Origin of the sequence: Chitinophaga sp. W2I13 (assembly GCF_050434005.1) — a bacterium.
Classification (GTDB): domain Bacteria; phylum Bacteroidota; class Bacteroidia; order Chitinophagales; family Chitinophagaceae; genus Chitinophaga.
The window spans coordinates 363,961-378,060 of sequence record NZ_JBNPWD010000001.1; the positions used below are offsets into that span (position 1 = coordinate 363,961).

Sequence of the window (14,100 nt, forward strand, 5' to 3'; positions counted from 1 at the left end):
TTAAGAAAAGATTTAGAATTGTACTACTTTATTCCGGGCTGACCAGTTAAGTTTGTTGGCTTTAGCAATAGCGAAAAGAATTTTTTCCAATGAATCGGTGGAACTGAAATTTGCTGTAAAACGTATTCCCTTCGTAGCTTCATCTTTAAAAACTATTTTGACATCATAAATATTCTCCAGCAGGATGGCCACGTGCTGCAAAGTTTCATTACGAAAGATTAATTTTCCTGTGAGCCACCCGGTGGTGGCCGCCGCGTCCACTTTCCTTTTCTGTGGTGACCCGTTGGCAGTATGGATGATAGCCTGTTCATCCGGCAGCACCATCAAAGGCGCTTCCTGCGAAGATGTTTCCACTGCTACCTTACCACGTATAACCGTAACTGTTACCTCTCCCAATGCTTTGTATGCCTGTACATTGAATGCGGTGCCCAGTACTTCTGTTTGTACGCCTGCACTTGAAACAGTAAAGGGATGCATAGGATCAGTTGTTACGTCAAAACAAGCTTCGCCTTCCAGCAGCGTTACCGTTCTGTTCTCCCGGAAGTTTTCCGGGTAACGGATACCGGAGCCTGCATTCAGTGTTACTATTGACCCATCCGGAAGCGGTATTTTCAGCTGTTGCCCCCTGGCGGTGGATCTTGTAACATACTGTACTGCAACGGTGCCTGTGTTGTGATAATGCAGGTATGCCCATGTGCCCAATGATAAAATAACAATAACAGAAGCGGCTACACGCAGCAATACCGGGAGCTTAAAAAAATTTTGTCTTTTGATTTGTCTGTCGATGCGTTCTTTCAGCCGCTGCATTACCAATTCTTTATCTGCAGGCAACTCCTCCCCGCTTCCTTCTTCTGAAAGGCGGTCGAACCACTGCTCCATCCACTCTTTTTGTTCCGGCGTGCATTTCCCTTCCAGGTAAAGTTCCAGCAGCGTGTTAAAGTCAGTTTCATTCATAACGGCTGTTTTTCTTTGTATGGAACACGTGGTTAATATAGAAGTGTATAAAAAGAAGGGATGGTAGTAGATGACTTAAAAAAAAGTTGAAAAAATTATACATTCAGTTTGAGGTGCAGGTATTTCAATGCATTGCTGATCTGTTTCTTTACTGTTTTATCGGAGATATTCAGCTTATGTGCAATTTCTTTATGAGAGAGATCTTCTGTTCTGCTGAGGAGAAATACTTCCCGCATTTTCAGGGGCAGCTTATCTATTTCACGGTTTACCAGCAGGGAAAGCTCATTGGCGGCCAGTTGCCGTTCAAAAAGGTCGTCGGCCTCCGCGAAGAGTATGCCCCAGGATTTACGGAAATGGTTTCTTTTGATTTCCTGGCGGATGTACCGGAAGCCGCCATATCGTACGCAGGAATGAAGATAGGTATACAGTGATTCTACATTGTGCAGGTTACTGCGGCGTTTCCACAGGGACACAAATACTTCCTGCAGGATATCTTCCGCTTCCGTGGTATCCTTGATTGCCTTTACCAGATAAAAGTACAGCCGTTCCCAATAACGCATATAGATCACATCAAAGGCTTCCTTGCTATCCTCTTTCAGCAAATTTAAAAGAATATCGTCTGCATATTGTTGAAGATGCACACTATTCATAAGTGGAAAATTAACATAAACGTGAAACCTCTCTTTACCTACGGCCTTCTGTTCCTTCGGAACGTGAGAATTATTAATTGTCTAATATACAATTAATAACTATTGACCCGTTATTTTTTTTCCGGATTTTTTTTAATTATTACAGAAGATTTGATGGATAAGGGTTTACGGGAAACAAACCACTGTTCAATTGTTATTTTATATTAATTGTCATTTTTACACGAAATACATTCCCCGGAAGAACACTTCCGGGGAACGGGGGTAAAAAATGTAAAGATGTCCTTTAACGGGTATTATTTAAAGGGCGCCGCTGGTTTTATCTGAACCATTCTATATGGTCTGCTATAAAAGCTGCGGCGGTACGCGCCGGCTTGCCCAACACCTGCTGCACATCATTGCTCACATAAGTGGCGTCGCCATTCCGCTGTACTTCAGCATACGTTATCAGGGTTTGAATGGTCCATTGCGGCATGCCCGTCTTTTCCATCCGTTCCCGGGCTTCCTCCAGGGTGAGCGGCACATAGGTCACTTTCTGATGGATCACCGTTCCTATGATATCGGCGAGCTGCCAGTAATTAAGGACTTCGTCGCCGGTGAGGATATACGTTTGCCCGGCATGTTTTGCCGGGTCTTTGAGCACGGTAAATGCCACTTCCGCAATATCCCGCAGGTCGATGTATGCCCGCCCGCCATCGCCGGTAGCTTCATAAATACTGCGCTCTTCTTTTACCCGTTTTGAAAACTCGCCCAGCCAGTTCTGCATAAAACCGGTCGGCTGCAGGATGGTCCAGTCCAGGCCGGAGGCTTTCAGCAAGTCTTCCACTTTCCTGTGCGACTGCCCGATGGCCGATGGCGCAATGTGTGCAGGCCAGCTTTTACCGGCTGCCGCAGAGGATAATTTTACAAAGCTTTTCACCCCCGCAGCCTTCGCCGCGGTGATTACATTGTGTTGTTCCGCTATGAAGTTGGCCCCCATGCCGGATACCAGGAAAGCCGCCACACTGTTTTCCATGGTGGCAGGAAGCGTTTCCGGCCGGCTCATATCCGCGGCCACCCATTCTACAAAAGGCAGGCTTTCAGCCCTGCCCAGGTCGCGGGTTACTGCAATAGTGGGCAGCTGTGCCTCTGATAAGAAACCGAGCAATGCCCTGCCTATTTTTCCTGTTGCACCAAACACGGTGCGGTACGGTGTGTTTTCCATTTTAATGATTTAATTTAGCAGACCCAAAGTTACCGCCCGTAAATTCCGGCTGATAACGCAGAAGGAACTCTCATCAACGCAAAAAGAAGTATTATGATCCGCAGATGCCAGGTAACCCATAGCGCAGATAAACCTCCCGTGCAGGAAAAACAGCTGAGTATTGGAGATGCCTCCGGGTTTCGCATTCAACTGGAAGAGATCACTTTTAACGGCGTAGATCTACGCTGGGGAAGCTACATCAACCACGACGCCAAAGTGTTGTCTTTTCATCCGGAAAAAAAGGCCATTGTATCACACTTCAGGATACAGGATGCCGGCGCCGCCAGTACACACGCCATCCGCGAAAAACAGTTCGTGGTATACCGCGAATCACCGGAGTCGCACGATCTGTTCATTCCTCCCACCAATAATAAAATACGCTCCTTCTTTGAACTGATCGTTACGGATGATTTCTTTGATCATATTTTCACGGAAGAAAGCCGTTTTATGGAACGTTTCCGCCGGTACAACACTTTTAATATACCTGCGCCGGAATTTACCGCACAAATGCTGCCGGCCATGCACAGCGTCATCAACGATATGCAGCATAGCCCATACAGCGGCGCGCTAAAGGCTACCTACCTGGAAACCAAAGCCACGGAATTATTCCTGATGCAGGTGCTGCAACTGGACCAGCCATCGCCCGCTCCCGCAGGATTAACACCCGGCGATACAGAGCGGCTTCACAGCATTAAATACTACATCGATCAGCACTATGAACAACCACTTTCCATACTGGAACTGGCCCGCACTGCCGGTATTAACCAGATGAAGCTGAAAAACGGCTTTAAAGCCCTGTTTAACACCACCGTATTTGGCTACATCTCAGGATTGAAAATGCAGGAAGCCAGGCGATTGCTGCTGGAGGAAAAAATGTATGTAAACGAGGTGGCCGACAGGATGGGTTATAAATATCCCCAGCACTTCACAGCTGCCTTCCGGAAGAAATTCGGCCTGCTTCCGAAAGATCTCAAAAACTAAGCTGCCCGCTGTAAACACAACGGGCAGCAGCATGGGTGACCAGATATTTATCTCCCGGAATTAATAACCGGGATTTTGTACGATCAACGGATCTGTTTGTGTTTCTATATAAGGGATCGGCCACAGGTAATCCCGTGCAGCATTAAAGGTGCGCACTTCTATCACCCGCATTTCCCCTTTATTGGGCACCGCACTGTAATCGGCGATCCCATTGGCATCTATCTTCGGGGCGGCAGCAAGCCAGCCTCTCGGAACACGGCCATAAAATGGCCCTTTCATCACTTTATCGGCAATCTTCCAGCGGCGGATATCAAACAAACGGAATCCTTCCATCGACAATTCGTGCATCCGCTCTTTCCTTACTGCAGAACGAAGCGCTTCCTGTGTGCTGCCGGCGGGAATGTCCGGCATGTTTACTCCCGGCCGTTTCCTTACCGCGTTAATCGCCTGGTATACGGTGGCATCCAGCTCATTGGCTTCTATTTTTGCCTCCGCATACATGAGCAATATTTCCGCATACCGTGCGAGGATCACGCTCATGGTCGACTGGCGCGTATTGTCTTTATCTTTCAGATCCACATACTTACGCCAGCAATAACCACTGAAAGAAGCGTAAGCGTTAACGGCATCCTGGTTTACGATCCGGGTAGCCGGGTTGGTATTATAGTTCCAGCACGTGAGACTGTCCTTATGCGTTTCAAACTGGTAATTAAAAAAGATGGATCCCGGGAGTGCAATCGTGAAGCCAAGCCGCGGATCGCGGTGTTCAAAAGGCTTCTGCGGGTTGAACAACGGTGATTGATCAATGGTTAGTCCGTCGGTACACTCATAGCTGTCGACCAGCGACTGTGAAGGGATTTTATTGGAAGCACCGCCGGCATTCCTGCACAGGAGCGGGTACGGTCCTACCCAGTTGATAACCGGCAACTGATACTGCAGGGACAGGATCACTTCCGGCGAACTTTTTCCATCATAGCTAAATAACCGCGGGTAGCTGTCATCCAGCTTGTACACGTTAAGATCCATCACTGCTTTGGCGGCATCAGCAGCAGTTTTCCATTGTTCGTTATACAGCGCCGCCCTTGCTTTTATAGTGAGCGCTGCGCCTTTGGTAGCACGGCCATTATCGGTAGCCGGATAGGTAACCGGCAGTAATGCTGCCGCACTGTCCAGCTCATCGAATACGAATTTAAGTACGGCTGCTTTCTCGCTGCGTGGCACCTGCGAGTTTTCCAATGAAAGGGTATGCGTTACCAACGGCACCCCGCCAAACATCGACAGCAGCTGTTGGTACATAAATGCCCTTACAAAACGGGTTTCACCCATACTGCGCTGGTACAGCAAGGGATCAGTCACGGCCCGTACTCTTTCCGCATTATCCAGAATATAATTACACCGTCCTATCACCTTGTAGTAATCCGTCCAGATGCCTTGTGTAAAGGTATTGTTGGCATCGTGGTTACCCAGCCCTATTTTCTGCAGGTCGCTGTTGTTCCGCTCATAGCCAATATCACTGATGGCATCAAACAGGAGCACTGAGGGAAACCCGTCCAGCTGGGCCGGGTCGGAGGCTTTGTCCATAGGCTTATTCAGCCCTTTATACAGTCCGTTCACTGCCAGCAGCAGTTCGTCCTGGTTATTGAAATAAGCGGCGTCGGAAGGGCCGGTTAAAGGATCTTTATCCAGGTAATCTTTATTACAGGCCTGTATCCCCAGCAGGGTAACAGCCACAATCATCCAACAGGTAAAACGCTTCCTCATGATTTCGGTTTTTAGAAATTTACATTAACACCAAAACTGTAGACCTTTACAATGGCATAGTTGTCGGCCACGCCCACAGCTGTTTCCACATCATAGCCCGGCCAGAACTTACTGGACGTAAACAGGTTGGAACCATTTACAAACACCCGCAGGCTGTTGATCCGCATGGATTTCACCAGGTTGGCCGGCAGCGTATATCCCAGTTGTAAGTTTTTCAGGCGCAGATAAGCGGCGCTCTTCATCCAGAAACTGGAGATCTGCTGGTTGTTGGTGCCACCAAATACCAGCCGCGGAAATGCGGCATCTTTATGCTCCGGCGTCCAGTAATCTTTGAAGCGCTCCTGGGCGGTACCGCCTACAGAGCTTACATAAAAAGGCATGATACCGGCGCCGTAAATCAGGCCGTCTACTTTACCTACACCTTGCAGAAATGCGCTGAGGTCGAAGCCTTTCCACGATGCGTTTAAACTAACGCCATAAGTATAGCGGGGAATGGTGTTGCCAATAATTACCTTGTCATTTTCGTTGATGATGCCATCGCCGTTCTGATCTTTGTATTTGATATCGCCCGGTGCAACAGTGCCGAATTGTGTGGCATGTTTGGCTACTTCATCGGCATTCTGGAAAAATCCCTCTGCCTCTAACCCGAAAATAGAATTCACCGGGTATCCTTCCCTGCTCACGGTTACAGCCGATTGATTAATACCGTGCATATCCACTACTTTATTTTTTACGTCGGATACATTCACACCGATATTGTATTTAAAGTCGCGGATCCTGCCATCGTAGTTGATGCCAAGCTCCCAGCCTTTGTTACTTACTTTTCCTGCGTTCTGGTAAGGGGCTGTCAGCCCGGTGATGAGCGGGATATTGAGCAGCAGCAGGATATCTTTTGTTTTGCTGACATAATAATCTCCTGTTATGGAGAGATGGGAAAACAGGGTTACATCAAATCCAATATCGCTCATCTCGGTACTTTCCCAGGTAATATTTTTGTTCGCGAGAGAATCCAGGGCGGCGGCGCCTATGATTTGTCCGCCCATTGTATAAGAGCTGAGATTCACCACAGTGGCAGACGGGTAGGTTCCAATGTTCTGGTTACCCAGCCGGCCCCACGATGCGCGGAGCTTTAATTCATTCACCACCGGTTTCAGCGATGCCATAAATGCTTCTTCTGAAATGCGCCATCCGGCTGATGCAGAAGGGAATACCCCCCATTTGCGGCCTTCTGCAAAACGGGAAGATCCATCGTAGCGGGTATTAACTTCGAGCAGGTACTTTTCTTTGTAGTTATAGTTAATCCTGCCGAAAAAGGAACGCAGCGCCCACTCTTCACCGGCGCCGCCGTTATTCATATTGGTAGCCGCTCCGGCATTCAGTATGGGATAGTCGGGTAAAACGTAGTTGTCGCGGTACGCGGTGAATCTGTCCTGGCGGTAGCTGTTTTGTTCCACGCCGCCCAATACTTTCAGGTCGTGTACGCCGTATTTTTTCTGGAATGTGAGCGTACCGCGCATATTGTTGTAAAACTGCCGCTGACTGGAAACGTCCAGGGTGCTTACCGGTGGGAACTTATAGCTGGGAGTGCCATCAGGATGATAGGTTTGCACCACTTTATTAAACTTGTTCGTATAGGTTTGCACGTATTTGGGGGCGATGTTAAAGGAAGCAGTAAGCCATTCTACCGGCTGGTAGTTGATGGACGTGTTGAGACTGCCCCAGGGCGCACTTACGCGGTTCAGACCACCTTCGCTGGCTGCTGCCGCCGGGTTGATGCCTACCCATCCTTCCCCGCGGGTACCGTTGGCATTTACCGCCAGCTGATTGGGGGAAATATTATTCATGTAGGCAAAGATCACATCAGCGCCTGTTGCCGGCTCTGTGGTTACCGGGCTGATATACTGCAGGTCAAACTGCATGTTTAACTTCTTCGAAAAAATGATATCGGTATTACTGCGGATGGTAAGGCGTTTAAATTCGTTGTTATCCATCAGCCCTTTCTGGTCAAAATACCCCAGTGATACCAGCATCTTTACTTTATCTGTACCACCGTTCACTGTCAGGAAATGGCTTTGCTGAAAACCGGAACCGGTTAACACGGCCTTTTGCCAATCGGTATTGGGCAGCGAATCCGAGCTGCCGTTTCCCTGCTGCCGGTATTTTTCCAGCAATGCATCAGAGTACAACGGAGAGCGGCCGGAATTTTTATACGCCTCATTCGCCAGCAACATATAATCCAGTGCGTTGGTGAGTGCAGGCAGATTGGTAGGTTTCTGCCAGCCAACGTAGTTGTTATAGTTAATGGACAGCTTGTTGCTTTTGCCTCTCTTGGTGGTTACGAGTATTACGCCGTTAGCCGCACGCGAACCATATATAGCCGCCGATGCCGCGTCTTTCAGCACACTAACGGAGGCGATCACATTAGGATCGATGTTGTTGATAGAGCCTTCCACGCCATCGATAAGCACCAGCGGATCGGGGTTTTTAAGGGTACCCCAGCCGCGCACGCGTACGGTACCACCATCGCCGCCGGGTTTACCGTTGCCTTGCGTAATAGTAACGCCGGGCATGGTACCTTGCAACCCCGCAGCGGTTTGTCCTACCGGCCGCGCGGCCAGCACCTCGCCGGATACGGTGGCTACGGCTCCCGTGAGGTTTACTTTTTTCTGGGTACTATATCCTACTACCACTACTTCCGTTAATGCCGCGGGAGTAACGGATAAAGGTATACGAAAAAACTTTTCCCCTTTAACAGGTTGTTGTTTTGTAAGATACCCGATGCTGGAAATACTAAGTACGTCCTGGTCTGTTACATTGGGCAGTGAAAACTTGCCATTTTCATCTGTGAGCACGCCTTTTGTAGTGCCTTTGATGCCTACCGTTACGCCGGGTAAGCCTACACCGGCGCTATCCGTAACGATGCCGGTAATGGTTTTTGCCGGTGAGCTGCCGTCCTGCGGGGAAAGCGTTCCGCCGGGCGGTGTGTTTTTTTTGATAACTACGGTGCCATATTTAATCGTGTAGGTAAGCGGAAGATCTTTCAGGCAGATCTTCAGGGCTTCTTCCAGCGATTTGTTGGCAATATTCACACTGAGCGGCGGCGCATCTTCCAGCAGTTTTTCATCGCAGATAAACTGGTAGCCGGTTTGCTTGCTGATAAGATCAAATACTTTATCCAGCGGCATTTTACTCACGGAGAGCTTTACGGTTTGAGCGCTGGCGGTAAGTGAGGCTGCCAGCAGCAGCCAGGCGGTAAATTTAAATACCCGCCATGTTCGTTGTTTAGCCGGCATACGGCTCCTGCTCCCGTGGGAGTGGACAATGGTAAACAGTTCCATACTATCTTCTGGTTGAGTTTAAATAATTCATACGTGGAGTACTCTCCTGATTTACTTCATAGTGGCGGGCATTACGGTGATACGGCTTCCATTGATGGTGAAATGCACCCTTCCGGTTTGTTCCAGCAGCTCCAGGAGCTGTGTTACACTTTCCTTGCGGGTCATGCTGCCATACAGCTGAATACCGGAAAGATCGCCCTTGTATTCGATGTCCACATCATACCACCTGGCTATCTGTCGCATGATAACGGTGATATCTGTTTTGCGGAATTTGAACTGTCCTTCTTTCCAGGCCATTACCTCTTCTATTTCCGGGCGGGTAATTAAAAACTGGTTTTCTTTTTCAGCGATGCTTGCCTGCTGACCAGGTTTCATCATTGCGGTAGCAGCGCCTTGTGTTACGCTGACAGCGCCTTCCAGCAGGGTTGTTTTTACACGGGCTTCGTCGGTGTAAGCCATTACGTTAAAGTGAGTGCCCAGTACTTTCACCTGTATACCGGATGTTTGAACCACAAAAGGCTTCGCCACATTTTGTGCGATTTCAAAATACGCTTCCCCGGTGAGGAGTACTGTTCTGTTGCTGCCTGTAAACACTACAGGGAATTTCAGTGAAGAGGCGGCGTTCAGCCATACCTGGCTGCCATCGGGCAATACTACCTGGTACTGTCCTCCTTTAGGCGTGCGGATGGTATTATATTCGGGGGCGGCGCCACTGCTACTGCTCATGCCACGATAGGCGAGCCGGCCACTGTCCAGTTTAATGATACGGGTGTTTCCCTGTTTGCCTACTGTTCCTGTTCCTGCATCGTCCAGCACAATGGTGCTGCCATCTGCCAGGATCAGCTCAGCTTTGTTACCTGCCGGTATGGGCGAAGCTGTTTTACTTGATACCAACGGTGCCGGGCTTGCGTAATAATAGCGCCAGGTGTAACCCGCTGCCAGTATAAATGCTACTGCTGCTGCCGCGGCCATTGTTTTATAAAAAGTGCGGATACTTTTCCGGGAGATATGATAGCGGTTATCTTCCTCCTTTATTGGTGGCTGCGCATCGTTGCCTGTTTCCGCGTCATCATCTCTCCGCGTCAGCGCCTGCCGCAAGGCAGCAGTTTCCATTACCTTGTTAAAAGCCTGTTGCAGATCAGGATGAGCGTTAGCCGCATACCTGTCTTCCGCCAGTATGGCTTCAATCATTTCTTCCATTGCCGGCCCGTTACGTTCTGCCTGCATCAATACCTGCAGGCGCCTGGTTTCTTCCGGTGTGATCCGGTTGTCCAGGTATTTCTCCAATAAATCTTTTAACTCATCGTGTAACATAAAACCGGATGCAAGCACAACACTCTCATGAAGGGTTGTATAATAAAGACGACAAAAGAACGAACGGGAATCCTTCTGTTACCGGAAAATATTTCACTTCGTTTAACCGGCAACGTTATCACCTGTTTCCATGCTCATGTAACATGCTCCGCTCTCCCACCCATATACTTCCGGATGGCGGCAATGGACCGTGCAATATAATTTTTGGAAGTGACCCTGGAAATATTCATCTGCCGGGCTATTTCATCGTGCGACAATCCCTGGAAGCGGCTCAGGCGGAAGGCCAGTTGCATTTGCGCCGGCAGCTGGTTAATGGCAGCATGCAACTGGCCTTCAAAATCCTTCAGTTCCAGTTTATCCTGGGCAGACGGCTGGTCCGATGCCATGTACACATGGTGTCCTTCTTCCTGCACCGTGGGCAATACCCTTTTCCTGAACTCATCCAGGATCAGGTTTTTTGCCATCGTATACAGGAAGGCATCGAAACGCTGTACTGCCAGCAGGCGTTCCCGGTTCATCCATATTTTTATAAAAATTTCCTGTGTCAGGTCTTCTGCCACGGCAGGCGACTTAACAAATTGCAGGGTGTTGGCATACATCTTCCCCCAGTACCGGTCAAATAACCGCTGGAAGGCGGGCTGATCCCCCGCTGCCACACGCAGCAACAGCTCTTTTTCATTATGTGGACTATCTTTCGGCAAGGAAGGTCATGGAATTTATTACAAAATAATCATTTCGCGGAACTACCTGTAATTATAAAGACGATAAAAAATGTAAACCGAATCCTTCCTGTTCTATTTTTTCCAAAATAATTATCTCGGGATAAATAATACTGCATCCGCAGCTATTATCCCGTCCGTTTTGTGGTTGTCTATTTCCACATAGGCGCCGGTTCCGGCTTTCAGCTGGTAACTACCCAGGCTCACCCATTCGCCACTGGTTTGTCCCTCTACTTTTATACTTGCCGCTGCAATTTCCACTTCCTTTACCGTACGGCCATCGTATACCTTTACCCGTGCATTTCCATCCAATCCGGGTAGGCGCGGCACATAGGTAAATACCTCATATTTACCCGTTTTCCCGATAGCCGGTGAAAAACGTACCGATTTGCGCACAGCTCCCTTGCTGTCGTCTGTGAGCATGGAAGGGCCATAGCAGCCATGGATCACCTTTTTCCATTCGCCGGTAATGGTTACGTGTTGCTCGTCATTGTCGTCCACCAGTATTTCCGCCGGGCTGTTATCCACCAGCGGGTTGGTACGCAGCATGGTTTGGATCTTTTTTACGTCTGCGTCCTGTATGGAGCTGCGCTGATCGATGGCTACCGCCGCTGCGGTGGCAGCAGATTGCCCCAGTACCATAAATACCGGTTCCATGCGGATGGAGCCATAGGCAATGTGCGACGCTGATAAACAAACCGGCACCAGTACATTTTTCGCGTCCTCCGGTTTAGGTGTGATGGACCTGTAAGAAACCGGGTAAGGGCCAAGACCGCCAATCTGTACATCTCCCTCATTTTTTACCATACCATTTACTACGATACGCTGGCAGTTATGGGAATCCATATTGTAGGCCGCCATACCAACGGCATCCGTTACTTTTTCCCGGCCTTCACAATTGGCCTGTGTCATTACATATCCGCCGATCATGCGCCTGGCCTCGCGTATATACAGCTGGGGCGACCAATGGCCGTTATCCGTATACTCATCTTTCGGGTACCCCCATTGTAACATTTGTTCCCGGAGATGGGAAGCGATCCGTTCATCGTGTCCTATAAAATATAACAGTCCTTTGGTATAAAGCTCATGATCGCGGATGATCTTTTTCCGGGTAGCCGGATCGGCCTCCGGGTAGTTATAGTTCATCCCGATCATATCCGTGGAAAAAGCGCCGTAATTATTGATATCCGTTTTCCCGTTGGGCATGAGATCTATCTTGAGGTTGGGCTTCAGCGCTTCAGGTTTGGTAGCATTCAGGAGGCGTATCAGCAGCTCATAACGCGACGGATCATAATCTTCCGGTTTGGTGATTGGAATACGGTTTTCCGGGCGGTTGCTCAGGCAGATCCTGAAATTATAGGCCTGTACCTTTTTGTCGCCCTCGCCATGGGCGGCCAGCGAATCGGGACTAATGCCCCACAGCAGGCCGCTTTCGGGTTTGCCGGGGATCTTGTACGGATCAATGCCGTCGGGGAACTGGTGTTTGTCGAGGAGCTGAACGCCGTTGTAGGTTTCGTGGTATTGTGCATTGGATTCCCGGCCAACGGTATAAGAGATGCCAGCTTTGGCCATCAGATCGCCTTCATAGGAGCAATCGATGAACATTTTGGCTTTAACCACCTGTTCCGCGGGTCCGTTCACGGTTATTTCCGTAACATACCCGTTTTTCTTTACTGCGTTGCTGATGGTGTATCCGTACAGCACTTCCACTTTGGCGGCATCGATATACTGCTGGAAAGTAGCTTCCGCCACATGGGGTTCAAAGATCCACTGTTCCAGTTTTCCGTAGTGGTTGCCGATCCGGCGGTAGAAGTCGCGCGATAACCCGGTGATAGCATACTTATTACCGATGTCGGTATATCCCAAACCGCCGGAGGTAAGGCCGCCCAGGTGTTTGTCAGGTGATACGAGCAGTACTGTTTTATGCAACTGCTTTGCCGTATAAGCAGCTATTACACCTGCAGAGGTGCCGCCATATACGCAAATGTCCACCTCCCTGGGAGGCGCTGTAAACCCGGAACTGTTAAGCGGAAGGAGATACCCTGTAGCTACAAGGAGGATAGAAAAGAGTTTTATTTTCATACGTGAATCAATAACAGCCCTTTAAAAGACCGTTATGTTTATAAAGACGGAAAAAAAGGTAACAGGAATGTGTCTTACGAAAAAAAATTATGTCGCAGGTGGTTAGTATCTTTGCTGTCTTCTACATACATCTGGCTCAACACACGGAAATAAACACCAAAATATGACAGCAACAACAATACTACTCGACGGAAAAGCTTTATCCAAACAAATGGAAGCAGAATTAAAGATCAGGGTGCAGCGCATCATTGAAAAAACGGGCGTGGTGCCTGTTCTGGCTACCATCCTGGTGGGCGATGATCCTTCTTCGGAAGTATATGTGAAAATGAAAGGGAATGCGTGTGAGCGGGTGGGCATGACCTCTGTAAAAGTACACCTGCCTAAAGAAACCACTACCAAGGAATTGCTGGATACCATTAAAAAGCTGAATAACGACGACCAGATCTGCGGTATCCTGTTGCAACACCCGGTTCCGTCACAGATCGATGAGCGGGCGTGTTTCGATAAAATACATATTGATAAAGATGTAGATGGGGTTACCTGCCTGGGCTTTGGCCGTATGTCGATGAACGAACCCGCTTATGGCAGTGCCACCCCTGCGGGAATTATGGAGTTGCTGAAGCATTACCAGGTACCTGTTGCCGGTAAGCATGCAGTAGTAGTGGGCCGGAGTCCTATCCTCGGCAAACCGGTAGCTATGATGCTGCTGAATGAAAATGCCACGGTAACTATTTGTCATTCGCGGACCAATAATTTACGGGAGCTTATCCAACAGGCAGACATTATAGTAGGCGCAGTGGGCAAACCTGAATTTATAAAAGCGGAATGGATAAAAGATGATGCCGTTGTAATAGATGCCGGTTATCACAAAGGCGGCATCGGCGATATAGAACTCGGGCCATTAGCAAACCGGGTGGCCGCCTACACGCCGGTACCGGGTGGCGTTGGACCTATGACTATCGCAAAACTGATTGCCCAAACAGTGGAATCTGCTGAAAGAAAACTGGGATCTTCCAGGAAATAATATTTAAGTTCCAAAAAATATAATGCAGGGAACAGCT

General features: G+C 48.9%; 10 protein-coding genes. 2 read left to right on the forward strand and 8 right to left on the reverse strand.

The features are described 5' to 3' along the window. Window positions 1-12: 12 nt before the first annotated feature. From QFZ48_RS01470 to QFZ48_RS01480, 3 genes are all read right to left on the reverse strand, one after another. Window positions 13-954 (reverse strand): FecR family protein, encoded by a 942-nt coding sequence (locus tag QFZ48_RS01470; RefSeq protein ID WP_429060814.1) that lies wholly within the window; start codon window positions 952-954, stop codon window positions 13-15. A gap of 95 nt (window positions 955-1,049) precedes the next feature. Next, window positions 1,050-1,604, reverse strand: a complete 555-nt coding sequence (locus QFZ48_RS01475) for an RNA polymerase sigma-70 factor (protein ID WP_429046315.1) — start codon at window positions 1,602-1,604, stop codon at window positions 1,050-1,052. 316 nt (window positions 1,605-1,920) lie between these two features. Next, window positions 1,921-2,805, reverse strand: coding sequence for an SDR family oxidoreductase (locus QFZ48_RS01480; RefSeq protein ID WP_429060815.1), 885 nt, complete (start codon window positions 2,803-2,805; stop codon window positions 1,921-1,923). A gap of 93 nt (window positions 2,806-2,898) precedes the next feature. Here QFZ48_RS01480 and QFZ48_RS01485 point away from each other — a divergent pair, with 93 nt between their 5' ends. Continuing rightward, window positions 2,899-3,825, forward strand: a complete 927-nt coding sequence (locus QFZ48_RS01485; RefSeq protein ID WP_429046313.1) for a helix-turn-helix transcriptional regulator — start codon at window positions 2,899-2,901, stop codon at window positions 3,823-3,825. 60 nt (window positions 3,826-3,885) lie between these two features. Here the strand turns inward: QFZ48_RS01485 and QFZ48_RS01490 are convergent, their stop codons facing one another. The 5 genes from QFZ48_RS01490 to QFZ48_RS01510 form a co-directional block, all read right to left on the reverse strand. Next, on the reverse strand, window positions 3,886-5,586 hold the full coding sequence (locus tag QFZ48_RS01490; protein ID WP_429060816.1) for a RagB/SusD family nutrient uptake outer membrane protein: 1,701 nt from the start codon (window positions 5,584-5,586) through the stop codon (window positions 3,886-3,888). 11 nt (window positions 5,587-5,597) lie between these two features. After that, window positions 5,598-8,924, reverse strand: coding sequence for a TonB-dependent receptor (locus QFZ48_RS01495; RefSeq protein ID WP_429046311.1), 3,327 nt, complete (start codon window positions 8,922-8,924; stop codon window positions 5,598-5,600). A gap of 51 nt (window positions 8,925-8,975) precedes the next feature. Then, window positions 8,976-10,238: a FecR family protein gene (locus QFZ48_RS01500; RefSeq protein ID WP_429060818.1), complete on the reverse strand. Its 1,263-nt coding sequence runs from the start codon at window positions 10,236-10,238 to the stop codon at window positions 8,976-8,978. 134 nt (window positions 10,239-10,372) lie between these two features. After that, entirely contained in the window at window positions 10,373-10,939 is a 567-nt protein-coding gene (locus QFZ48_RS01505; RefSeq protein ID WP_429046308.1) for an RNA polymerase sigma factor, read from the reverse strand. Window positions 10,940-11,050: 111 nt separating this feature from the next. Continuing rightward, entirely contained in the window at window positions 11,051-13,039 is a 1,989-nt protein-coding gene (locus QFZ48_RS01510; protein ID WP_429060819.1) for an FAD-dependent oxidoreductase, read from the reverse strand. A gap of 163 nt (window positions 13,040-13,202) precedes the next feature. Here QFZ48_RS01510 and folD point away from each other — a divergent pair, with 163 nt between their 5' ends. Next, window positions 13,203-14,063, forward strand: a complete 861-nt coding sequence (gene folD, locus QFZ48_RS01515) for a bifunctional methylenetetrahydrofolate dehydrogenase/methenyltetrahydrofolate cyclohydrolase FolD (RefSeq protein WP_429046305.1) — start codon at window positions 13,203-13,205, stop codon at window positions 14,061-14,063. The last annotated feature ends 37 nt before the right edge of the window (window positions 14,064-14,100 follow it).

Bases quoted from the DNA above. Each gene is read 5' to 3' on its own strand.
- QFZ48_RS01470 (WP_429060814.1), bottom strand. From the start codon at position 954: ATGAATGAAACTGACTTTAACACGCTGCTGGAACTTTACCTGGAAGGG.
- QFZ48_RS01480 (WP_429060815.1), bottom strand. From the start codon at position 2,805: ATGGAAAACACACCGTACCGCACCGTGTTTGGTGCAACAGGAAAAATA.
- QFZ48_RS01485 (WP_429046313.1), top strand. From the start codon at position 2,899: ATGATCCGCAGATGCCAGGTAACCCATAGCGCAGATAAACCTCCCGTG.
- folD (WP_429046305.1), top strand. From the start codon at position 13,203: ATGACAGCAACAACAATACTACTCGACGGAAAAGCTTTATCCAAACAA.
- QFZ48_RS01495 (WP_429046311.1), bottom strand. From the start codon at position 8,924: ATGGAACTGTTTACCATTGTCCACTCCCACGGGAGCAGGAGCCGTATG.
- QFZ48_RS01490 (WP_429060816.1), bottom strand. From the start codon at position 5,586: ATGAGGAAGCGTTTTACCTGTTGGATGATTGTGGCTGTTACCCTGCTG.
- QFZ48_RS01500 (WP_429060818.1), bottom strand. From the start codon at position 10,238: ATGTTACACGATGAGTTAAAAGATTTATTGGAGAAATACCTGGACAAC.
- QFZ48_RS01510 (WP_429060819.1), bottom strand. From the start codon at position 13,039: ATGAAAATAAAACTCTTTTCTATCCTCCTTGTAGCTACAGGGTATCTC.
- QFZ48_RS01475 (WP_429046315.1), bottom strand. From the start codon at position 1,604: ATGAATAGTGTGCATCTTCAACAATATGCAGACGATATTCTTTTAAAT.